We start from the raw sequence: 21,866 nt of genomic DNA, 5'->3' as shown, positions 1-21,866 counted from the left end.
ATCCACTGTAATCGGATTGCTGATTGCGCGCGGGCTTCGCTGGCCACTGGCGACTCGCTTTCAGTCAGGTAGAGATTCCCTGTTCGCGCCTTGGCGTTCCAACAGGGGTTTCATCGATGAATTCACGCAGCTTCGCACGCTCGGTTCTGGCTTGCAGTGTCTCGCTGGCAGCTTTTGCCGCTCCGGCAATGGCACAGGATATCGCCACTACGGCAGCTCAGGACGCTCCGGCGGCGGAGAACGCGATCATCGTTACCGGTTCGCGGATCAAGCAGGACCCGGCGAACAGCGCGCTGCCGCTGGAAGTCATTCGGGCGGCTGACCTTGGGCGCGAGGGGATTTCCAATCCCGAGCAGCTGATCTCGTTCCTGTCATCGAACGGCAATGGTGCCGACAATCTTGCCTCCAATTCCGACGTGGTCAGCGGCGCGCAGCGCGGCACCAATGGTCTGTCCGCCGCAAACCTGCGCGGGCAGGGCAGTTCGTCCACGCTGGTCCTGCTCAACGGTCGGCGCGTTGCGGCGCACGGCCTCCAGGGCTCGGCAGTGGACGTCAACCAGATCCCCATGGCCGCGATTGACCGGGTTGAAATCCTGAAGGACGGGGCTTCGGCCATCTACGGCACCGACGCGGTGGGCGGGGTGATCAACTTCATTACCAAGAAGGATTTCACCGGGATCAGCCTGGCCGGCTTTACCGACTTCACCGAAGCCGGCGATGCCACGATCTACCGCGTTTCGGGCACCGCTGGCTGGGGCAAGCTGGACGAACAGGGCTTCAACGTGATGGCTTCGGTCAGCTATGCCGACAGCGGCATCCTGTTTGGCCGCGACCGTGATTTCGTGAACGGGAACCAGCCCAATCGCGGCCTTTCGATCGACACGCGCGGTACGCCCATCGCCACGGCCTTTCCGATCAACCCGACCGGTTCGGGCGTGGGCATTACGCAGGGAGGGACCTTGCTGGGTGCCACCAACCAATGTTCCAGCGGATCGGTTGCTGCTGGAACCTGCGTTTACAATCCGAATTATCTGGCCAATTCGCCCGGCTTTACCATTCCCGGCACCACCACTGCGCCGCTGGGCGGGGTGAACCCGCTGGACCTGCCGGGTGGAGCGGGATGCGAATCCGTCGATGGCGGCATGGCCTATGATGCGGTGCTGTGGTCGAACCCCACCGCCGCCCTGGCCTGCGCCTGGGACACGGGCCGCGCCGCGACGCTGCAACAGCCGCTCAAGACGCTGACCTATTACGGCCGAGCCACCGCCAATCTGGGCGGCGGGCATCAGGTGTTCGCGGAAATCACCGGTTCGGATGCGACTTCGCACAAGATTTTCTCGCACAACCAGTACAGCGCCAACAACACTTCGCTGCCGATTGCCTATCCGCGCAATGCGCTGACCCAGGCGCCCTACGACCAGGTCTATAACAGCATTGTTGCCGTGCTGCCGGGCGTGGCGGTCAACTATGGCAAGCCCATTGCCTTCCGCTGGCGCTGCATCGCCTGCGGGCCGCGTGAGTATACCACGGATACGACTACGCTGCGCACTGCGCTGGGGATCGAAGGACCTCTGTTCGGCGATTGGGAATATCGCGGCGGCGCGTCGATCGCGCAGAGCCAGGCAACTTCGGTGCTCGGCTCGGGCTATCACTATCGCGGCGTCTTTACCTCGACCGCACAAGCTACTGCATCGGGAATCCCCGGCGCTGCCACCGGAAAGGCTGACCCGCGTGCGCCCACCGCACCTGGGGCCAGCGCGCCGGGTATCGTCGGCCTGTTCAACAGCGGCATCCTCAACCCGTTTTCCGTCGAGCAGACCCCGGAAGCCATGGCCGCGCTTGAGGCTGTTTCAGCGCGCGGGGTGAAGCTTTACGGCGGCAAGTACAAGGTCCGGCAGGTGGACTTCTCCGCTTCGGGTAGCCTGTTTGAAATGCCTGCCGGTGCCGTGCAGCTGGCAGTGGGCGCCGATTACCGCAAGGAAACCTACAGCTTCGACGGCTCCACCGCCGCGATTGCCGGGGCGTCGGACATCTTCAACGCCGCTTTCGACAATGCCAATGCCCTGGCCGAAGTGGCGCGCGACGTGAAGGCGGCCTATGCCGAAGTGCTGGTGCCGGTGCTGGATGTGCTGGAAGTCAGCGGCGCGATCCGCGTGGACGATTACTCCGGCTTCGGCTCGACCGTGAACCCCAAGTTCACGGCCAAGTTCCAGCCGGTCGACTGGGTGATGCTGCGCGGTTCCTATGGCACCGGCTTCCGCGTGCCGAACTTCAACCAGATCTTCAACGGCGTCACCATTTCTCCCAATCCGGGCAACACGCTGGTCGACCCCACCACCTGCGCTGGCGGTGTTGTCAGCAGCACTCCGGGCTGTGCGGCGATCACGCCGGAATCGATCTCGGGCGGAAACCGCGAACTGGGGCCGGAAACGTCCGAGCAGTACACGCTGGGCATCGTGTTGAAGCCCATGCCGCGGATTTCGCTTTCGGCTGACTATTGGTCGATCGCGGTGGACAACGTGATCGGTTCGATCACGATCCCGCAGCTGCTGGCCAACATCAATGCCTTCCCGGACCGGATCGAGCGCACCAACGGTGTCATTACATCGGTTGACCTGCGCACCGGCAACTTCGGTTCGCGTCGCACGCGCGGGATTGATTTCAGCGCACGCGCGGGCGTCGATGCTCTGGGGGGAGCGGTGTCGCTGGGCTTTGACGGCACGCTTCTGCTGGAAAAGAAGGAAAAGCTGCTTCCGAACCTGCCTTACAGCGATCTGCGCGGTGTCTTCTCGCTGGCTGGCGACCTGGGCCTGAAGTGGAAGCACAACGCCTGGATCAGCTACAACAAGGACGGCTTCGGGCTGACCTTCTCGCAGATCTACCGCGGTGGCTATGCCAACCAGGCGCTGCCAGGTTCCGCCGCGCGCCCGGACTATAACCCGCGCGTGAAGCCGTACATCATCCACAACCTCTCGGTCTCGCAGAAGGTGGCCGAGCGGTTCCAGCTGACGCTGGGCGTGAAGAACGTGTTCAACGTCGATCCGCCCTTTGCGATCACCTATGACAGCAACACCGGGGCGGGCAGCAGCTGGGAGCCGCGCGTTGCCGATCCGCGTGGCCGTTCGTTCACGGTGGCGGCCGAAGTCCGCTTCTAAGGCGCTGCGAATACGGAAGAGGCGCCGGAGCGATTCCGGCGCCTTTTTCATTGTCCAGATCGGTGCTTCGACCCGTTTGTCAGGCCAGCGGGCGGAAAGGCGTAGAGCCGCTCCAGCGATTGAGGAGGTTGTCGTGGACGATGGGCGAAAGCATCTTGTCGAAAGCGCAGCCGATCAGGCTGTTGTCCCACCACACGACTTCGGCCTGAAGCGATTCCATGCCGGGGAGGGTTAGCCAGCACACCGAGCCGGGGTGAATGCGGCTGACCGCTGCGGCGCAGAAGCCGCTCAGCGACAGGTCATGCACTACCGTCTGGAAAGCGCGCCCGCCCGATGCACGCAGCGACGCGGGGATGGAAATGCGCGTGCGAGGAGCGCTGCGGTCCTCCTGCGCGGCGGAAAAGTACAAATCCTTCTGGATCAGAAGTTTCTCAGACATCGACGACACCCCTTATTGTGACAGACCTGCCACAGGGTTTCGCGGCAGGCTGTACAGGGTATGGACCGATGCGGTTGACTAGGTTTTACGAGGTCTGGTTAACCCGCTCCCGGTGGGGACTACTGAACTGTTCACCCAGAAGGGTAACCACGCGGTCTGCCACCACGTCGGGCTGCTTGACCGAATTGGGGTCTTCGCCCGGATAGGCCTTGGCCCGCATGGCCGTGCGGGTAGCGCCCGGATCGATGATGGCGACTCGCAACTTGCTGATGTTGCGCGTTTCCTGTGCGTGGCAATCGACCAGCGCTTCGGCAGCGGCCTTGCTGGCGGCATAGGCGCCCCAGAAAGCGCGCGGAGCGGTGGCAACGCTGGTGGTAAGGTAAACAAGCCGCGGATCGCTGCTGGCGCGCAGCAGGGGATCGAAGCTCGAAATCAGGGCCTGGGTGGCCAGGACGTTCACCGTCAGCGCCTTGGAAAAGGCGGTCTGGTCAATGTCCTTCACCGCCATCAGTTCGGGCAGGACAGCGGCGGAGTGCACCAGCACGTCCAGCTTCCCCCAGCGTTCGGCAACGGCATTGGCCAGGCGGGCGATCCCGTCGGCGTCGGACAGGTCGACGGGCGCGATGGTCGCGCTGCCGCCGCAATCGAAAATGCGCTGCTCGACGGCTTCGAGCAGGCCCGTATCCCGTCCGGTCAGGACGACGTGCGCGCCAGCCTTGGCCAGAGCCTCGGCAATGGCGGCGCCGATCCCGCGGCTGGCCCCGGTGACCAGCGCAACCTGTCCGGCCAGGTCGCTCATGCCACCTGGCCCGTGTTCAGGGGCAACTGGCCGATATCGGCCTCACGCTCGGCCATGTCGGTCAGCGGGGTCGGATACTGGCCGGTGAAGCAGGCATCGCAATGCTGCGGGCAGGCATTGTTGCGGCCGGTTTCGCCCACGGCGCGATAGAGCCCGTCAATCGAGACGAAGGCCAGGCTGTCGGCCACGATGAACTGCGTCATTTCGGCAATGTCCATCCGCGCGGCGAGCAGCTTGTTCCGTTCAGGCGTGTCGACGCCATAGAAACAGGAATGCCCGGTCGGCGGGCTGGCGATCCGCATGTGGACTTCCGCCGCCCCGGCATCGCGCATCATCTGCACGATCTTCATCGAGGTGGTGCCGCGCACGATGGAATCGTCGATCAGGACGATCCGCTTGCCTTCCACCAGGGCGCGGTTCGCGTTGTGCTTGCGCTTTACATCGGCGTGGCGCGCGCCGTCCGACGGCTGGATGAAGGTGCGCCCGACATAGTGCGAGCGGATAATGCCCAGCTCGAACGGAATGCCGCTTTGCTGCGCATAGCCGATGGCGGCAGGCACGCCGCTGTCTGGCACCGGGATGATCAGGTCGGCATCGGCCGGCGCTTCCTTGGCCAGTTCCATGCCGATGCGCTTGCGCACTTCATAGACCGACTGGCCGCCCATCACGGAATCCGGACGGCTGAAATAGACGTGCTCGAAAATGCAGGGGCGCGGGCTGGTCTTGCCGAAGGGGCGGTGGCTGGAAATGCGCCCGTCCGAGCGGACTTCGACCATTTCGCCGGGTTCGATCTCGCGCACGAATTCCGCGCCGACCACGTCCAGCGCCACGCTTTCGCTGGCGAAGACAGTGGCATCGCCAATCTTGCCCATGACCAGCGGACGAATGCCCAGCGGATCGCGGCAGGCGATCATCCGCTTGGGCGTCATGCAGATCAGCGAATAGGCGCCCTCGATCATCCGCAGCGCATCGACAAAGCGGTCGAGCAGCTTGGGAAAGCGGCTGGTCGCGATGAGGTGGATGATGACTTCGGTGTCCGACGTGGACTGGAAGATCGAGCCGCGTTCCACCAGTTCGCGCTTCAGCGCCATCGCGTTGGAGATGTTGCCGTTGTGGGCCACGGTAAACCCGCCGCGCGCCAGATCGGCGTGGAGCGGCTGGACATTGCGCAGGCCCTGGCCGCCGGTGGTGGCATAGCGGACGTGGCCCGATGCCATGTCGCCGGGCAATTCTTCCAGGATGGTCGAATCGGAAAAGACCTGGGCCACATGGCCAAGCCCCCGGCGGGCAAAGAATTCCTGCCCGTCAAAGCTGACAATGCCGACAGCCTCCTGGCCACGGTGTTGCAAGGCATGAAGGCCAAGCGCAGTCATTGCAGCGGCTTCCTTGGCGCCGATCACGCCGAAAATGCCGCATTCCTCACGCAGCTTGTCGCCATCTGCGTCCAGGAAGGGGTGGGTAAGGTTCATGGTGAGTCGCCTGGCGCTGGAAATGTGCCCTGTCGCTGCGCCTTTGGCGAGGTTTGGCCGCGAAGGCAAGGGCGGGGGCATTGCCCTGGGGCAGCATTCCCCCTAAATCCTGCCTGCCCCTTCCCAAATTCGTGTCGAGAAACGGTTTGCTGCTTACCCCATTCGAATGGACCATCGCCAAACGCTATATGATGCCGGAACGGGGGGAGGCGGTGATTGCCGTCGTTGCCGGGATCGGCGTGGGCGTGGTCACGCTGTCGGTCGCCATGCTGGTGATCGTGATGAGCGTGATGAACGGCTTCCGGGCCGAACTGTTTGACAAGATCGTCGGTTTGAACGGCCACGCGATCATCCAGGGCTATGGCGGCAAGCTGGATAACTGGCGGGCCGTGCTGCAAGACGCGAAGGCGGCGCCCGGGGTGGTCAGCGCCTCGCCCTTGATCGAGCAGCCCCTGCTGGCCAGCTTCAATGGCCGGGCGGAGGCGATCTTTACCCGCGGGCAGACCCAGGAAGACATTGCCGCGCTTGCTCCCAAAGTCGTTGCCGGGAACATCGCCGCGCTGAAGCCGGATGCGGGCAAGGTCGCCCTGGGGTCACAGCTTGCCACCAACCTGGGCGCGCGGGTGGGCGATTTCATCACCGTGATCAATCCGCAGGGGCAATCGACGCCTTTCGGTACGGTCCCGCGCCAGATTTCCTATGAAGTCGCGGCGATCTTCGAAGTGGGGGTCTATGACCTGGACGAACGCTTCGTGGTTCTGCCGATGCAGGACGCGCAGACCCTGCTGATGATGGGCGATGCGGTCGGCATGATCGAAGTGCAGGTCGACGATCCCGACAAGGCGGCCCAGATCGTTGAGCCAGTGCGCCAGAAATATGCCGGTGAAGTGGCCGTGGTCGATTGGAAAACCATGAATTCCAGCCTGTTCGAAGCCTTGCAGGTCGAACGCGTCGCCATGTTCTTTGCCCTGTCGATCATCGTGCTGGTCGCCGCGTTCAACATCCTTTCCTCGCTGATCATGCTGGTCCGGTCCAAGACGCGGGACATCGCGATCCTGCGCACCATGGGGGCCAGCCGGCGTTCGGTGCTGAAGATCTTTGTCACGACCGGCTCGGTGATCGGGCTTGCCGGAACGCTGGGCGGTTTGGCGCTAGGCTTTCTGGTGCTGTTCTTCCGCCAGCCGATTGTCCGCTTCATCGAGATCGTGACCGGGCAGAATCTGTGGGACCCGCAAATCCGCTTTCTGACAGAACTGCCCGCCCGCACCGACCCGGTGGAGGTGGGGCTGATCTGCGTCATGGCGCTGGGCTTCAGCTTCCTGGCGACGCTTTATCCGGCCTGGCGTGCGGCCAGTACCGATCCGGTCCAGGTGCTGCGCTATGAGTAGTCCGGTCATTCGTCTGGCGGGCCTGACCCGCAGCTTTGAACAGGGCGGCGAACGCATTGACGTGCTGCGCGGCGTGAACCTGCAAGTCGCGCCGGGAGAGATTGTGGCCCTGCTCGGCCCGTCCGGTTCGGGCAAGTCCACGCTGCTCCAGGCGGTGGGCTTGCTGGAAGGCGGCTTCGGCGGCGAAATCGCGATTGCCGGAGTTGATGCGGCCAAGCTTTCCGGGGACGAGCGCACGGTGCTGCGCAGGGACCGGATCGGCTTTGTCTATCAGTTCCACCACCTGCTGCCCGACTTCACCGCGCTGGAGAATGTGGTCCTGCCGCAGCTTGTGGCCGGCGTGGCCCGCGGCGCTGCCGAGGATCGCGCGCGCGAACTGCTGAGCGCGCTGGGCCTTGCCGAACGGCTCGACCACCGGCCCAGCAAGCTTTCGGGCGGAGAGCAGCAGCGCGTTGCCGTCGCCCGCGCCCTGGCCAACCGCCCGGCGCTGGTTCTGGCCGACGAGCCGACCGGCAACCTGGACGAGCGCACTTCGGACCGGGTGCTGGAACAGTTCCTGGAACTGGTGCGCGGCACGGGCAGCGCGGCCCTGGTCGCCACTCATAACGAGCGGCTGGCCGCCCGGATGGACCGCGTCGTGCGCCTGCATGACGGGGTGCTGGAATAGTGATCCTGGCGCTGCTGGCGCTGGCCCAGGCCAGCGGCGGGGAGCTGCCGCCCGTGGGGCAGGCTGCGGCTCAGCAGACACCCGCCGATGAGTGCAGCGGCAAGCTCTACGAACGCTTCGATTTCTGGCTTGGCCGCTGGAATGTCTTCGTGCGCGAAAATGGCGAGCCGCTGGGGCAGAGCCAGGTGGAAAAGATCAACAACGGCTGCACGGTGCGCGAAGCATGGCTGCCCTTGCAGGGCAAGGCCGGGGGCACCTTGAACGCGCCCGACCTGATCACCGGGCGCTGGCACCAGTACTGGGTCGATAGCGCCGGAACGCGCGTGGACCTGGAAGGCGGGTTATTCAACGGCAACATGGTGCTGTCCGGGGCGTGGCAACGCGGCGGGCGAAGCGCCTTGCTGCGGATCACCTATTCGCGGCTGGACCCGGATTCGGTGCGCCAACTGGCCGAATTCTCCACCGACGACGGCCTGACCTGGGAAACCAGCTTCGATCACCTGTACCTACGGGTAGTGCCAGCCGATTGACGCGCGGTTCGTGCCGCCTATCCTGCACCCAAACGGCTGGGAGAGAGCCATGACGACGATTGCCGATTTCACCGCCGACCTTCCGGGCGGCAAGCAGGTCAACCTGGCGGACAAGCAGGGCAAGGTGCTGCTGGTGGTCAACACCGCCAGCAAGTGCGGCTTTACCCCGCAGTATGACGGGCTTGAAGCCTTGTGGAAGCAGTATGGCGAGCGCGGCTTTGAAGTGCTGGCATTTCCCTGCAACCAGTTCGGCGGGCAGGAACCGGGCACGGCCGATCAGATCGAGGAATTCTGCAAGGTCAATTTCGGCCTCAGTTTTCCGCTGATGGCCAAGGTCGAAGTCAACGGCCCCAACGAAACCCCGCTCTATTCCTGGCTGAAAAGCGAAGCGCCGGGCGTGATGGGGACCAAGTCGATCAAGTGGAACTTCACCAAGTTCCTGATCGACCGCCAGGGCAAGGTGGTGCGCCGCTATGCCCCGACCGACAAGCCGGAATCGATCGCCAAGGACATAGAAAAGCTTCTGTAATTCAGCGCGCCAGGGCGGCCAGCCGCGCCTGATCGACCGCGCCGACCAAGGCCTTCAGATCGTCGATTGAATCCGCATCGCCCTCGGCCTGGACCATGAAGCGATTGGCCACCTGCACGCCGAAGGTTCCGGTGGAGGTGCGCTTGTCCCACTTTTCGGTCTGGATCACGCCATTGACGGTGCGGATGCGTTCATAACCGTTCGCATCCTCGCGGTTCTGTTCCACGCCAAGGCCGCCAATGGCCCCCGCCACGGCGCCAAGGCCCGCAATGTCGATGATCTGCACCCGCACCTCGCGGTCCCCCTTGCGATAGGTCGCCTGGGCCAGCGCGCCCATGCCGCCACCGCCCGAGGATTGCACCTTATCGCGCGTGAAGCTGCCCGCCGAAGCAGGCAGGACCGCTTGCAAGGCGCTGGCATCGACCGGCTTGGGGCGTTCGCCACTGGCCAGCCCTTCCAGCTGGCGCGCGGCATCTTCCATTTTCGCCGGGTCCAGCGTGCCGCCGCCCGGAAGAGTGACTTCGACCGTGTCGCCCGCCGCATTGCTGGCGGAATAGGCGCTGTTGCTGACAGCCGTGGTGAATGACGTGACGAGCAGTGCCGCCAGCCAGTTGAGCAGGATTGCCCCGATCACCGTGACCGCCGTGAAGCCCGCCGCGCGGCCGCCCGGAACTTTCATGACGGGGTTTGCACCCTTGTAGAACAGGTAGATCCCGTAGAATGCGGCCAGCATGGCCAGGATGCCGAGCGAAGGGATGAAACCCAGAACGCCCGCGATCCAGCCTGGAGTCATCGAATAGGCGACCAGCTTGAACGCCTGGGTGCGGCTGGATTGCCCGTCAAACCGCGGCGCCAGCCAGTCGGTTATCAAGGCCAGCACGATCAGTGAGACTAGCCCCATCACAAATGCGGTCACGGCCATGCCCAGGCCCGTCATCAATCCGGGGCGATAGGTGGCAAAAATCATGCTGATGCCGAAGAGCTGCCCGCCGACGAACGCGGCCACGGGGCCGATGGCGATCAGGGGCAGGGCATAGCGGGTGATGATCTCGCCGGGGCTAGACCGCTCTGCCGCGATCCGCGGCCAGGTTTCATCCGGGCGAAGCGTTATTGCCTTGGCGCGTTCGATCAGTCCGGCAGTTTCGAATCCAGTCATTTCGCGGTCCCTTCCGATCCACGGAATTTCAGCTGCGACCCTGAATTCATTGCAGAAGGGAAACATACCCCGGCCTGCTTGGCTAGGCAAAATGCGGCAAGTTGTGAAAAGCTTGGGCATCGGCCCTTTGCGAATCCCGGTGCTGGACCCTAGGGTCCGCAAATGGCCTTCGAACCCTTTGTCCCCCTACGCGTATTGTCGAGCTATTCCATGCTCGAAGGGGCAATTGATCCCAAGGCGATTGCCAAGCTGGCAAAGGAGCGCGGCTTTCCGGCCATCGCCATTGCTGACCGCAACGGGCTTTATGCCGCCATGTCCTTTGCCGGGGCGGCGCGCGATGCCGGGATCCAGCCGATCATCGGCACCCTGCTGGGGGTTCGCCGCGATGCGGGCGGCCCGATCGACTGGCTGCCGCTCTATGCCCAGAACGAAGCGGGGTGGAACAACCTGTGCCACCTGGTCAGCCGCGCGCACCTGGATCGCCCGCTGGAACTTGATCCCCACGTCACCTTTGCCGACCTGGAGGGGCACAGCGACGGCCTGATCTGCCTGACCGGCGCGGGCGAGGGGGCGCTGGTGCGTCTGCTGGCCGTGGGCCGGGACGAAACGGCGCGGGACTATTGCACCCGGCTGGAAGGGCTGTTTCCGGGCCGACTCTATATCGAAATCGCCCGCCGCGACGATCCTGCCGAAGAAGCGGCGGAAGAGGCGCTGATCGACCTGGCCTATGCTCGCGACCTGCCGCTGGTGGCGACCAATCCGGCATCCTATGGCGAACCTGCCTTCTACGGCGCGCACGATGCGATGCTGTGCATTGCCAATTCAACCCACGTCGATGCGGCGGATCGGCCCCGTTCCAACCCGCAATGGTGGGTGAAAAGCTGGCCGATGATGCGCGAGGCGTTCGAGGACCTGCCCGAGGCAACGGCGAACACGCTGGTCATTGCCCAGCGCTGCGCCTTTGCTCCGCCCAAGCGCAAGCCGCTGCTGCCCAGCCTGGCCGGGGACCGCGAAGGCGAAGAGCGGATGCTGGTCGACGATGCCCGCGCGGGCCTTGAAAAGCGGCTGGAGCCCTATGGCGAAATGTCGGCGGAGGAACGGCAGGTCTATTTCGACCGGCTCGATTTCGAAGCAGGCATCATCAACAAGATGGGCTTTGCCGGTTACTTCCTGATCGTTGCCGACTTCATCAAATGGGCCAAGGACAATGACATTCCGGTCGGCCCAGGGCGCGGTTCAGGCGCAGGCTCGCTGGTGGCCTGGGCGCTGACCATTACCGACCTCGATCCGATCCGGCTGGGCCTGCTGTTCGAACGCTTCCTCAACCCGGAACGCGTTTCGATGCCAGACTTCGACATCGACTTCTGCGAAACCCGGCGCGGCGAAGTGATCCGCTATGTCCAGGCCAAATATGGCCACGATCACGTTGCCCAGATCATCACCTTCGGCAAGCTGAAGGCGCGCGCCGTGCTGCGCGATACGGGCCGCATCCTGCAAATGAGCTATGGTCAGGTCGACCGGCTGTGCAAGATGGTGCCCAACCACCCGACCGACCCGTGGAGCCTGCCCCGCGCCCTGAACGGCGCTGCGGAATTCAAGCGCGAGTACGACAACGATGACGAGGTGAAGCGGCTGGTCGACCTGGCGGTCCAGCTGGAAGGCCTGCCGCGCAACAGTTCCACCCACGCGGCGGGCGTGGTGATCGGGGATCGTCCGCTGGCGCAGCTGGTGCCGCTTTACCGCGATCCGCGTTCGGACATGCCGGTGACGCAGTTCGACATGAAATATGTCGAGGATACCGGCCTGATTAAATTCGACTTCCTGGGCCTCAAGACGCTTTCGGTCCTCAAGAAGGCGGTCGAGCTGCTGAAAAAGCGCGGGATCGAGATCGACCTGTCGACCCTGCCGTGGGACGATAGCCAGGTTTACGACCTGCTCCAGTCCGGCGACACGGTGGGCGTTTTCCAGCTGGAATCGGAAGGGATGCGGCGCACCCTGGCGGCGGTGAAGCCGACCAATTTCGGCGACATCATCGCGCTCGTCTCGCTTTACCGTCCGGGTCCGATGGACAACATCCCGCTGTTCGGACGGCGCAAGAACGGCGCGGAATCGATCGAATATCCGCACGAGAAGCTGGCGGGCATCCTGTCCGAAACCTACGGGATCTTCGTCTATCAGGAACAGGTCATGCAGGCCGCGCAGATCCTGGCTGGATATTCGCTGGGCGATGCAGACTTGCTGCGCCGCGCCATGGGCAAGAAAGTCCAGGCGGAAATGGACGCGCAGCGCCAGCGCTTTGTCGATGGGTGCAAACGCGAATCCGGCATCGAAGCGGCCAAGGCCAACGAACTGTTCGACTTGATCGATAAGTTCGCCGGATACGGCTTCAACAAGTCGCACGCCGCCGCCTATGCCTTGCTGGCCTATCAGACGGCCTGGATGAAGACGCATTATCCCCACGAATTCTATGCCGCAGCGATGTGCTTCGACATGCACCAGTCGGAAAAGCTGGCGGTGTTCGTGGACGACATGCGCCGCAATGGCGTGGCGCTGGAAGGGCCGGACATCAACCACAGCGAGGCGGAGTTCACCGTCGAGCCGACCGAAGAGGGCTATGCGGTGCGCTATGCCCTGGCCGGTATCCGCAATGTCGGCGAAAAGGCGATGGACGCCATCGTGGCCGAGCGCGAGGCGAACGGGCGCTTTGCCAGCCTGGAAGACCTGTTCCGCCGGGTGCCGCAGGGCAGCATGAACCGCCGCCAGCTGGAAGGACTGGCCGCAGCGGGCGCGTTTGATGCGCTGGAGCCGAACCGCGCCAAGGTGCTGGCCAATGCCGACATGCTGCTGGCCGTGGCGGACGAGGCGGAGCGCACCCGCTCCAGCGGGCAGCATGGCCTGTTCGGCGGCGATGATCACGCTGCACCGGCCATGCGCCTGACCGATACGCCGGCCTGGTCCAAGTCCGAGCAGATGGCCAAGGAGCGCGAGAATTTCGGCTTCTACTTCGCCGCTCACCCGGTGGAGCAATGGCGCGCGGTGGCGAGCGCCAATGGCGCGCGGTCCTATGCCAGCCTGATGGAAACCGGGGTGCCCGGCGGCGGGCGCGCCCAGGCGGTCATGGCGGCGATGGTGGAAAGCGTGAACCGGGGCAAGACGCGGCGCGGGGCCGACTTTGTCCGGGCCGATTTCTCTGACAATTCCGGCCAGTTCTCTGCCGCCTGCTTTGAGGAAATCCTGGTCGAACCGATGCAGCAATGGGCCAAGGACGGCACTTGCCTGCTGCTGACGGTCGAACTCGATTCCCCCAGCGCCGATGAGCCGCCCCGCATCACCGTGCGCGGTGCGCGGCCGCTGTCCGAGGTGAAAAGCGCGGCCAGCATGGTGCTGAAGTTCGACGTGCTGCGCCCGGAAGTGTTCAAGGACCTGGCCATGCTGCTGGTGCCCGGCAGCGACGGCAAGGGCGAAGTGATCGTCCGCCTGCGCACGGGCGGCGACGAAGAACCGCAAGTTCGCCTGGGACGCGACTTCATGGTCGATGGGGAACTTGCAGAACGCTTGGCAACCGTGGAAGGGATTGCCAATGTGTCATTAAGCGCGCGGCGAGGGGCAGGGCATCTGAAACTCGTCGCTTAGCAAACCATAATCGGGACGGAGAGGTAAATGCTGGGAGCCATGCAGGACTGGGACCTTCGGGTCACGCGGATCATCGACCACGCCGCGCGCGAACACGCCGGGCGCGAAATCGTGACGCGCTGGGCCGACGGTAGCGAGACCCGCACCAATTGGGCAGAAGTCCGCCGCGATGCCCTGAAAATGACCCAGGCCCTGCAAAAGCTGGGCGTGAAAAAGGGTGAGCGCGTGGCGACCATGGCGATGAACCATTCGCGCCACCTGGTCAGCTGGTACGGCGCCGTGGGCGTGGGCGGGGTACTGCACACGATCAACCCGCGCCTGTTTGACGATCAGCTGGAATATATCGCCAATCACGCCGAAGATCAGGTCCTGCTCTACGACCATGCCTTCGCCCCGATTGTCGAGCGGATGAAGCCGCGCTGGAACACGATCAAGCACTATATCTGCTATGACAATGGCGAGTTCGAGGACTGGATCGGCGCCGAGGATGGCAATACCGAATGGGCCACCGGGGACGAGCGCGATCCCTGCATGCTTTGCTATACCAGCGGCACCACCGGCAATCCCAAGGGCGTGCTTTACGAACACCGCTCGACCATGCTCCACGCGATCACCAGCCTGCAGCCGTCGATCTTCGATTTCGACGCGACGGCGGTGATGTTGCCCGTCGTGCCGATGTTCCACGCCGCGGCCTGGGGTTTGCCGTGGGGCGGGGCTGCTGCGGGCGTGAAGTTCGTGTTCAGCGCGGTCAACGACGCCGCCGTCCTGTGTGAACTGATGAACCGTGAAAAGGTGACGCACTCTGCCGGGGTGCCGACCGTGTGGCTGGCGACGTTCCAGCACATGGACGCGACTGGCATCACGCTGCCCACGCTGCGCCACGCGATCATCGGCGGTTCCGCCGCGCCGCGCTTCATGATCGAGCGGTTGATGAAGGCCGGGGTGAATGTCGCCCACGCCTGGGGCATGACCGAAACCAGCCCGATCGGCACGACTGGCGCCAAGACCTTCGACTGGGCCGACCTGGGTTTTGAAGCGCAGGTCGATATCAAGCAGATGCAGGGCCGCGTGCCCTTTGGCGTGGAGCTGCGCACGGTCGACCTTGGTGATCCCTCCGTGGTCCTGCCGCGCGACGGCAAGACCAGCGGCGCGCTGCAAGTGCGCGGGCCCTGGGTGATCAAGCGCTATTTCAAGGCAGAAGCCGACACCACCGATGCCGAGCAGTGGTTCGACACCGGCGACGTGGCGATCCTCCACCCGGACGGCACCCTGCAATTGACCGACCGGACCAAGGACGTGATCAAGTCCGGCGGCGAATGGATCAGCTCGGTCGAACTTGAAAACGCCGCCGTCGGCCACCCCGCCGTGGCCGAAGCCGCAGCCATCGGTATCTACCACCCCAAATGGGACGAGCGCCCGATCCTGGTCGTGGTCAAGAAGAAGGGCGAAGAAGTCACCGCCCAGGAAATCCGCGATCACCTGGCCAAGAGCGTTGCCAAGTGGTGGCTGCCCGATGCGGTGGAATTCGTGGACGAAATCCCCCACGGCGCAACCGGCAAGATCAGCAAGAAGGACCTGCGCGACCAGTTCCGCGATTACAAGCTGGAAGACGCATAGTGACCGGCTATATTGATCCCAGCCGCGACAATTGGCAGCGTTTCAAGGACCTGCCGCGCGACAAGCCGATCCACATGCTCAACCTGATCAAGTTCCGCGATCTGGCGGAATATCCGGAAGGGCACCCGATGCACGGCAAAGGGCTGACCGGGCGTGAGGCCTATGAGATCTACAAGCAGGGCTTCCAGCGCGTCGTGGCGGGCGACGGCGCGGCGATGGTCTGGGACGCGCCGATCGAATGCGTTGTCACCGGCCCGGAAGGGGAATGGGACGAAGCCTTCGTCATGGGCTATCCCAACAGCCTTGCCTTCATGGCCATGGTCAAGAACGAGGAATACATCCGCGACGTCGTCCCCCACCGCACGGCGGCTTTGGCCGACAGCCGGTTGATCCGGTTCGCGGGGTAGGAGGGCTAAGGTCACCTACGCGGTCACCCCCGGTCTTGATCCGGGGGGGGCAGGTGGCCTTTTGCAAGGTCGAAGCGTTGCAGGATTTCACGCAAAGGCGCAAAGGACGCAAAGGGTTCGCGGCGCAGCCATTTTTGGCAGCTCCCCCTGCGGTGAGCCCAAGGTTGCGATAATCTCCTGCCTGCGGCGAAATGGCCCGCCCCCTTTGCGCCCTTTGCGCCTTTGCGCGAACCTCATCCTTTTCAACAGGAACGGTAAGAACCCGTCACCCTGAACTTGTTTCAGGGTCCATCGCGCCGATTGGACCGATGGTTCTTTGGCTCAAATGACGTAGCGGCAGCCTGCAACGTGACCCGCTGGATTGCCGGAGAAATGGACCCTGAAACAAGTTCAGGGTGACGGCCCGTTGAGTTGCTAAAACAACCGCAGCTGCTCGCCTTCCTCGGGCCTGACGAACTGCGCGCAGTCCAGCACCGGCTGCGTGCGGTTCAGGCCGTGGCGTTTGCAGGCGAGGCGAAAGCGGGTGCGGAACAGGTCGGCCCAGGTGCCGAGCGGCTTCATCCGCGTGAAAAAGCCCGGATCGTTGTCCTTGCCGCTGCGGACGGACTGGACGATGCTCATGACCTTGGCAGCGCGGTCCGGATATTGGACCGAAAGCCATTCGCGGAACAGCGGGGCGACTTCGTGGGGCAGGCGCAGCATGATCCAGCTGGCAGTCTGTACGCCGCGCCCGCCGGCCTGTTCAAGAATGCCTTCAATGAACTCATCGGTGATCGAGGGGATGAGTGGCGCCACCCCCACGTGGCTGGGCACGCCAGCAGCCGCCAACTGGCCCAAGGCGTCCAGCCGTTTCGCGGGCGAGGACGCGCGCGGTTCGAGCAGGCCGGACAATTTGGGGTCAAGGCTGGTCACCGAAATCCCGACCGCCACCAGGTTCAGCCTGGCCAGTTCGGTCAGCAGGTCCAGATCGCGGACGACGCGCGCACTCTTGGTGGTGATGGTGACGGGATGACGGGTTTCCAGGCAGACTTCCAGCACTTGCCGGGTGATGCGATAGCGCTCTTCGATCGGCTGGTAGGGATCGGTGTTGGTCCCCATGGCAATTGGCGCCGGCTTGTACCCCGGCTTGGCCAACGTCTTGCGCAACAGGTCCGCCGCGTCCGGCTTGGCAAACAGCCGGGTTTCAAAATCCAGCCCCGGCGACAAGTCGTGATAGGCATGGCTGGGCCGGGCATAGCAATAGACGCAGCCATGCTCGCACCCGCGATAGGCATTCACCGAGCGGTCAAACGGAATGTCCGGTGACTGGTTGAAGGAGAGGATCGAGCGGGCTTTCTCTTCCGTCACCGTGGTGCGCAGTTTGGGGCCGGGTCCGTCGATCCCCTCCCGCGTGTCGAGCCAGTCCCCATCGACCTCTCGGGCGGCAAGGCCAAAGCGCTGCGGCACCGCGGCGCTCTGCGCTCCGCGACCGCGAACCTTTGCGGGAATCGGCATGTTGGAGTTAGAACATAAGAAGAACGGATGCGCAAGGGAGCTAAGTGATGCCGTTCGCCCTGAGGAAGCGCCGAAGCCGAAGGCAGAGGTGCTGTCTCGAAGGGCTGCACGAGCACGCTGTGGTTCGAGACGGCACCTCAATCTGCGATTTCGGTCCCTCCTCACCACGAACGGTTTTATCAGAGCTTCAACCTACCGCCCGCGCAATACCGTTCCGTCCTTGCCGATCCTCACCGCCTTCGATCCGGACAGTCCCGGGAAGGTCGGCCACATGCCCTGGGCAAGCGCCATGCGGCTCTCCGACGGGCCGCCGGCCTGACGCTCATACATCCAGTAATTGCGCATCACGATGTTCACATAGCCGCGCGTTTCCCAGTAGGGGACGCTCTCGATCCACAGCAGCGGATCGCCCTGGTCCTTCACTTCGAATTGCCAGCGGCTGATCGGGGTGAGGCCCGCGTTGTAGGCGGCCATGACCTTGGGCAGCAGGCCTTGCGTGCCGGGAGAATCGCGCAGCATTTCCAGGTGGCGCTGGCCAAAGGCGAGGTTCACTTCCGGCTTGCCCAGGTCGGCGGCGGTTCCGGGCACGCCCAGCGCGCGCGAGTGGTCGCGGGCTGCGGACGGCATGATCTGCATCAGGCCACGCGCCCCGGCGGGGCTGACCACCTTGGTGCGGAAAATCGATTCCTGCAGGGTGTGGGCATAGATCAGCGCGGGGTCGACCTTCCACCCCGAAACCGGCGACCACTTCGGCGTCGGAAAACGGGCCGCCGGTTCCGGATTGCCGCCCGGCGGCGCATTATAGGCCATCCACATCTGCGTTCCCGGCAGGCCCAGGCTGCGGGCCAGGCGGGACAGCGGCTGATACTGCGACGGCGGCCCGATCCGGGCCTGATGGCGCAACACTTCGTCGGCCAGGCCGTCCTCGCCAATCTCGGCCAGCATGACGGCAATGCGGATATTGCCTACTTCGCGCAGCTGCTGCCAGTCCGACTGGGTGGCGTCCGGTGCTTCATGCGTGCGCGGCAGGCTGATGCCGAGCTGTTCGGCGGCGAGCATCCCGTAAAGCGTCTCGTCCATCCGCGCGGCAAGCCGCAGCGGCGCCGTGGCCTTTTCCGGCTGGCGGCAGCGGACCAGCGCGCGGCTGTTCCAGTAATGCGCGGCAGCGGTCAGCTCGGCATTGGCGGAAAGCTGTGCGGTGCGGGCAAAGGCATCGGCCGCAGCGGTGCAATCGCCCAGCCGCCATGCCGCAAGGCCTGCGATCCACCAGCCTTCCGATACCCACGGCCCCATGCCGTCCTGCACGGTCTGGGCAACGGCCAGGGCGGTGGCGTCGTCATTCTCGATGTAAAAGCTCCAAGCCACCTTGGAGCGCCATTCGGCTCGTGCCCCGGGCGAAAGCAGCGCGTCGATCCCGTCGAGCAGGATCTTTGCGCCCGCCGGATCGTCCAGCTTGATCTTGTCATTGATCGAAGCGGCCACGGCGGCGGGCATGGTGCCATCCGCCGTTTCGCGCGGGCGGATGCGCTTGGCGAAAGTGGGCAGGCTGACCAGGCGGTTGGCCGGCGGCAGCGCGGGCAGTGCGGTCGCCCCGCGCTTGCGCGCCAGGCTGAGGATCTGTTCCGACTGCGGCAGGTTCACGCCGCCCGCCAGCCAGGCATTGAGCGCGTCCAGCTCGATCTTGGGCGAACCTGCGGCCAGGTAATATTCGGCCTTGGCGACCTGGTGCAGCGGACCATCGGCGCGCTCGGTCAACATGGTCTGGACCTTCGCCCAATCGCTGCTGTCGATGGCTTCGAAAATCGCGCGGTAAAAGGTGCGCTCGTCAGCGCTGAGCAACGTCGGGACGGCAGAGCGATCGGCCCGCTTGGTGAAATATTCCATTGCTGCGGAATTGGCAGAGGCCGCCTGCGGAATCGCGGACGCGGCCACAGCCATTGCCAGACCGGCAAGCAGATGCTGCTTCGTAAAGGTCACCAACCTGTCCCCGCTTCGTCCCTTTTGCGGCCCGCGTCAGGCGTTCTGCCAGTCCAGCAGTGCCCGCCACAAACCCGCCTTGCCCCGTGGCCGCGCCATCAGGGTGCCGAGCGCTGGCGCTGCCAGAGCCGGTATGCCAGCGCCTACTTGATAAAATTGGCGCGCAGGGTCAGCGGTTTTCGCCGGGTCGTTGCCAAGAAGCGACGAGACGTGCTTTCCGAAGGTGATAAGCCGCTGCGGCGTGGCAAGTCCGACGTGGTGCAGGGCCAGTTGCCCGATCCCGCCCTGATCCAGCGCGGCCCAATCGGGCAGCGGCATATGGCGCGGCAGCACGCTGGCGACATAGGCCTGGTCCGGCTCGATCCCTATGGCGCGCAAGATCGCATCGAGCAGCCGCCCCTCTTCGCCGGACAGGAGCCGGTCCGAATCTGCCGCTTCCGGATGGTCGACCAGCACCATGATTGGAGCCGTGACCGGCCCGCGCGGCGCAATGCGCCCAAAAACCTGCCCGCTGTCGAGCAAAGGCTCGGTCATCCACCATTGCACGAAAGCGGCATGGTCCGCAGGCCAGGCCGCAGCATCGCCGCCGATCTTCGGCGCGGGCGGCGGGGGCGGGGGAGCAGGCAGGACCGGAACCTGCGGGGCCTGCTGATCCGTAGCGGCAGGCGCCGCTCCGGCCAGCCAGTCTCGCGCGGCCTCGTCATAGTCCAGGTCCACGCCAGCCTCGCGCCACCAGTCCAGCGCGGCGGCAATGTCAGCCGACAGGTCGGTGCCATGGGGAGGGGTTTGGCCGGAGAAAGTCACGCGACGGGTCTTGACCTGCCACGCGGCACCTTTCAAGGGTTTTCGCCGAAAGATAACCAACCAACAGGGTGTGGGACTAGGGCCATGAGCGAACGCGAATCAATGCCGTATGACGTGGTGATCGTTGGGGGAGGGCCAGCCGGCCTTGCCGCATCGATCCGCCTGAAGCAGGTCAATCCGGAACTTTCGGTCTGCATCCTGGAAAAGGGTTCTGAAGTCGGCGCGCATATCCTTTCGGGTGCGGTTGTCGATCCCAAGGCGCTGGACGAACTTCTGCCCGACTGGCGCGACCAGGGCTGCCCGATGGCGGAAACCCCGGTGACGGACAACTGGCACTGGGTCCTGACGCGCGGCAAGAAGGTGTCGATCCCGCACTGGCCGATGCCTCCGTTCATGTCGAACGACGGCAACTACACCGGCAGCCTGGGCAATCTGTGCCGCTGGCTGGCGGGCAAGGCCGAGGAACTGGGCGTTGAAATCTTCCCCGGCTTTCCGGCCAGCGAAGTGCTGTTCAACGAAGACGGCTCGGTCAAGGGCGTGGCGACGCAGGACATGGGCGTGGCGCGCGATGGCAGCCACAAGGCCGATTACCAGCCGGGCATGGAACTCCACGCCAAGTACACCCTGTTTGCCGAAGGCGCGCGCGGCCACCTGACCAAGCAGGTCAAGGCTCGCTTCGATCTGGAAGCGGATTGCGAACCGCAGGTTTACGGCATCGGCATCAAGGAACTGTGGGACATCGATCCGGCCAAGCACGTGCAGGGCCGCGTGATCCACACCCAGGGCTGGCCGCTGTCGGAAAGCGACAGTTGGGGCGGCGGGTTCCTGTACCACCAGGCCAACAACCAGGTCGCGCTCGGCTTCGTCACCGCGCTCGACTACAAGAACCCCTACGTCTATCCGTTCGAGGAATTCCAGCGCTGGAAGCAGCACCCCGCGATCCGCGAGATCCTGGAAGGCGGCCGCCGCGTTTCCTATGGCGCGCGCGCAATCAACGAAGGTGGCTGGCAGTCCGTGCCCAAGCTGGACTTCCCCGGCGGCGCGCTGATCGGCTGCTCGGCTGGCTTCGTCAACGTGCCCCGGATCAAGGGCAGCCACACCGCGATGAAGAGCGGGATGCTCGCTGCCGAGGCCGCTGCTGCCGCGATTGCTTCCGGGCGCGAGCATGACTCGATGTCCGAATACGACGCTGCCGTACGCGACAGCTGGATCGCCACGGAACTCAAGCTGGTCCAGAACGCCGAACCGTTGGTGGCCAAGTGGGGCGGCGACCTGGGCACGATCCTGGCCGGTGCCGACATGTGGCTGCGCACCCTGTTCGGCTTTGGCATTGCCAAGCCGATGAAGCACCACCGCGATTGCGAGGCGATCCAGCGGGCGGACCTCTACAAGCCGATCGACTATCCCAAGCCCGATGGCGTGATCAGCTTTGACCGCCTGTCCAGCGTGTTCCTGTCGAACACCAACCACGAAGAAGACCAGCCGTGTCACCTGCAGCTGAAGGATCCGTCGATCCCGGTCGAGGTGAACCTGAAGCACTATGCCGGGCCGGAAGCCCGCTATTGCCCGGCCGGCGTCTACGAATTCGTCGGAGCAGAAGAAGGCGAGCCGCGCTTGCAGATCAACGCGCAGAACTGCGTCCACTGCAAGACCTGCGACATCAAGGACATGACCCAGAACATCAACTGGGTCACGCCCGAAGGCGGCGGCGGTCCGAACTATCCGAATATGTGACTTGTTCTTCCTCCCCGCTTGCGGGGAGGGGGACCAGCGAAGCTGGTGGAGGGGGCTCGCCCCATGAA

At 64.4% G+C, this 21,866-nt stretch carries 16 protein-coding genes; 9 read left to right on the top strand and 7 right to left on the bottom strand.

Annotated elements, in window-relative coordinates; all coding sequences use genetic code 11:
* Positions 1-188 precede the first annotated feature (188 nt).
* Positions 189-3,155, top strand: a complete 2,967-nt coding sequence (locus ACQKOE_RS04855; RefSeq protein ID WP_427511777.1) for a TonB-dependent receptor domain-containing protein — start codon at positions 189-191, stop codon at positions 3,153-3,155.
* 79 nt (positions 3,156-3,234) lie between these two features.
* On the opposite strand, the gene ACQKOE_RS04850 is transcribed toward ACQKOE_RS04855, so the two are convergent.
* The 3 genes from ACQKOE_RS04850 to purF all read right to left on the bottom strand — a co-directional run bounded on the left by ACQKOE_RS04850 (position 3,235) and on the right by purF (position 5,862).
* Entirely contained in the window at positions 3,235-3,594 is a 360-nt protein-coding gene (locus ACQKOE_RS04850) for a PilZ domain-containing protein (protein WP_427511776.1), read from the bottom strand.
* 85 nt (positions 3,595-3,679) lie between these two features.
* Entirely contained in the window at positions 3,680-4,393 is a 714-nt protein-coding gene (locus tag ACQKOE_RS04845; RefSeq protein WP_427511775.1) for an SDR family NAD(P)-dependent oxidoreductase, read from the bottom strand.
* Positions 4,390-5,862, bottom strand: a complete 1,473-nt coding sequence (gene purF, locus ACQKOE_RS04840; RefSeq protein WP_374589728.1) for an amidophosphoribosyltransferase — start codon at positions 5,860-5,862, stop codon at positions 4,390-4,392. The genes ACQKOE_RS04845 and purF overlap by 4 nt, the downstream gene beginning before the upstream one ends.
* A 146-nt stretch (positions 5,863-6,008) precedes the next feature.
* On the opposite strand from purF, the gene ACQKOE_RS04835 reads away from it, so the two are divergent.
* From ACQKOE_RS04835 to ACQKOE_RS04820, 4 genes are read left to right on the top strand one after another with little or no spacing between them, the layout of a single operon-like run.
* A complete protein-coding gene (locus ACQKOE_RS04835; RefSeq protein ID WP_427511774.1) occupies positions 6,009-7,250 on the top strand; it encodes a lipoprotein-releasing ABC transporter permease subunit in 1,242 nt (413 codons plus the stop codon).
* A complete protein-coding gene (locus ACQKOE_RS04830; RefSeq protein WP_427511773.1) occupies positions 7,243-7,917 on the top strand; it encodes an ABC transporter ATP-binding protein in 675 nt (224 codons plus the stop codon). Before ACQKOE_RS04835 ends, ACQKOE_RS04830 begins: the two co-directional genes overlap by 8 nt.
* Entirely contained in the window at positions 7,917-8,447 is a 531-nt protein-coding gene (locus ACQKOE_RS04825) for a hypothetical protein (RefSeq protein WP_427511772.1), read from the top strand. Before ACQKOE_RS04830 ends, ACQKOE_RS04825 begins: the two co-directional genes overlap by 1 nt.
* Positions 8,448-8,496: 49 nt before the next feature.
* Positions 8,497-8,976, top strand: a complete 480-nt coding sequence (locus ACQKOE_RS04820; protein ID WP_374589732.1) for a glutathione peroxidase — start codon at positions 8,497-8,499, stop codon at positions 8,974-8,976.
* 1 nt (position 8,977) lies between these two features.
* Here ACQKOE_RS04820 and ACQKOE_RS04815 read toward each other — a convergent pair whose 3' ends face one another.
* Complete coding sequence (locus ACQKOE_RS04815; protein WP_427511771.1) at positions 8,978-10,132, bottom strand: Yip1 family protein; 1,155 nt, start codon at positions 10,130-10,132, stop codon at positions 8,978-8,980.
* 162 nt (positions 10,133-10,294) lie between these two features.
* On the opposite strand from ACQKOE_RS04815, the gene dnaE reads away from it, so the two are divergent.
* From dnaE to ACQKOE_RS04800, 3 genes are read left to right on the top strand one after another with little or no spacing between them, the layout of a single operon-like run.
* Complete coding sequence (gene dnaE, locus ACQKOE_RS04810; RefSeq protein WP_427511770.1) at positions 10,295-13,765, top strand: DNA polymerase III subunit alpha; 3,471 nt, start codon at positions 10,295-10,297, stop codon at positions 13,763-13,765.
* A 27-nt stretch (positions 13,766-13,792) separates the two neighbouring features.
* A complete protein-coding gene (locus ACQKOE_RS04805) occupies positions 13,793-15,382 on the top strand; it encodes a long-chain fatty acid--CoA ligase (protein ID WP_427511769.1) in 1,590 nt (529 codons plus the stop codon).
* On the top strand, positions 15,382-15,789 hold the full coding sequence (locus ACQKOE_RS04800; protein WP_374589736.1) for a DUF1330 domain-containing protein: 408 nt from the start codon (positions 15,382-15,384) through the stop codon (positions 15,787-15,789). The genes ACQKOE_RS04805 and ACQKOE_RS04800 overlap by 1 nt, the downstream gene beginning before the upstream one ends.
* A gap of 414 nt (positions 15,790-16,203) precedes the next feature.
* On the opposite strand, the gene ACQKOE_RS04795 is transcribed toward ACQKOE_RS04800, so the two are convergent.
* The 3 genes from ACQKOE_RS04795 to ACQKOE_RS04785 form a co-directional block, all read right to left on the bottom strand.
* Positions 16,204-17,283 carry a PA0069 family radical SAM protein gene (locus ACQKOE_RS04795; protein ID WP_427511768.1) on the bottom strand — a complete coding sequence of 360 codons (1,080 nt, stop codon included), beginning with the start codon at positions 17,281-17,283 and terminating at the stop codon, positions 16,204-16,206.
* Positions 17,284-17,475: 192 nt separating this feature from the next.
* Complete coding sequence (locus ACQKOE_RS04790; RefSeq protein ID WP_427511955.1) at positions 17,476-19,221, bottom strand: lytic transglycosylase domain-containing protein; 1,746 nt, start codon at positions 19,219-19,221, stop codon at positions 17,476-17,478.
* Between the two features lie 75 nt (positions 19,222-19,296).
* Entirely contained in the window at positions 19,297-20,064 is a 768-nt protein-coding gene (locus ACQKOE_RS04785) for a hypothetical protein (protein WP_427511767.1), read from the bottom strand.
* A gap of 84 nt (positions 20,065-20,148) precedes the next feature.
* On the opposite strand from ACQKOE_RS04785, the gene ACQKOE_RS04780 reads away from it, so the two are divergent.
* Positions 20,149-21,798, top strand: coding sequence for an electron transfer flavoprotein-ubiquinone oxidoreductase (locus tag ACQKOE_RS04780; protein WP_427511766.1), 1,650 nt, complete (start codon positions 20,149-20,151; stop codon positions 21,796-21,798).
* Positions 21,799-21,866 lie beyond the last annotated feature (68 nt).

It is taken from the genome of Novosphingobium sp. NPDC080210 (assembly GCF_050281025.1).
Lineage (GTDB): Bacteria > Pseudomonadota > Alphaproteobacteria > Sphingomonadales > Sphingomonadaceae > Novosphingobium.
The sequence above is the reverse complement of the archived record's forward strand: the minus strand, read 5'-3'. Positions and strand labels throughout refer to the sequence as shown.

Excerpts from the sequence above, each read along its gene's own strand:
- ACQKOE_RS04855 (WP_427511777.1), top strand. The coding sequence starts at position 189 with ATGGCACAGGATATCGCCACTACGGCAGCTCAGGACGCTCCGGCGGCG.
- ACQKOE_RS04850 (WP_427511776.1), bottom strand. The coding sequence starts at position 3,594 with ATGTCTGAGAAACTTCTGATCCAGAAGGATTTGTACTTTTCCGCCGCG.
- ACQKOE_RS04845 (WP_427511775.1), bottom strand. The coding sequence starts at position 4,393 with ATGAGCGACCTGGCCGGACAGGTTGCGCTGGTCACCGGGGCCAGCCGC.
- purF (WP_374589728.1), bottom strand. The coding sequence starts at position 5,862 with ATGAACCTTACCCACCCCTTCCTGGACGCAGATGGCGACAAGCTGCGT.
- ACQKOE_RS04830 (WP_427511773.1), top strand. The coding sequence starts at position 7,243 with ATGAGTAGTCCGGTCATTCGTCTGGCGGGCCTGACCCGCAGCTTTGAA.
- ACQKOE_RS04820 (WP_374589732.1), top strand. The coding sequence starts at position 8,497 with ATGACGACGATTGCCGATTTCACCGCCGACCTTCCGGGCGGCAAGCAG.
- ACQKOE_RS04815 (WP_427511771.1), bottom strand. The coding sequence starts at position 10,132 with ATGACTGGATTCGAAACTGCCGGACTGATCGAACGCGCCAAGGCAATA.
- dnaE (WP_427511770.1), top strand. The coding sequence starts at position 10,295 with ATGGCCTTCGAACCCTTTGTCCCCCTACGCGTATTGTCGAGCTATTCC.
- ACQKOE_RS04805 (WP_427511769.1), top strand. The coding sequence starts at position 13,793 with ATGCTGGGAGCCATGCAGGACTGGGACCTTCGGGTCACGCGGATCATC.
- ACQKOE_RS04795 (WP_427511768.1), bottom strand. The coding sequence starts at position 17,283 with ATGCCGATTCCCGCAAAGGTTCGCGGTCGCGGAGCGCAGAGCGCCGCG.
- ACQKOE_RS04790 (WP_427511955.1), bottom strand. The coding sequence starts at position 19,221 with ATGGCTGTGGCCGCGTCCGCGATTCCGCAGGCGGCCTCTGCCAATTCC.
- ACQKOE_RS04780 (WP_427511766.1), top strand. The coding sequence starts at position 20,149 with ATGAGCGAACGCGAATCAATGCCGTATGACGTGGTGATCGTTGGGGGA.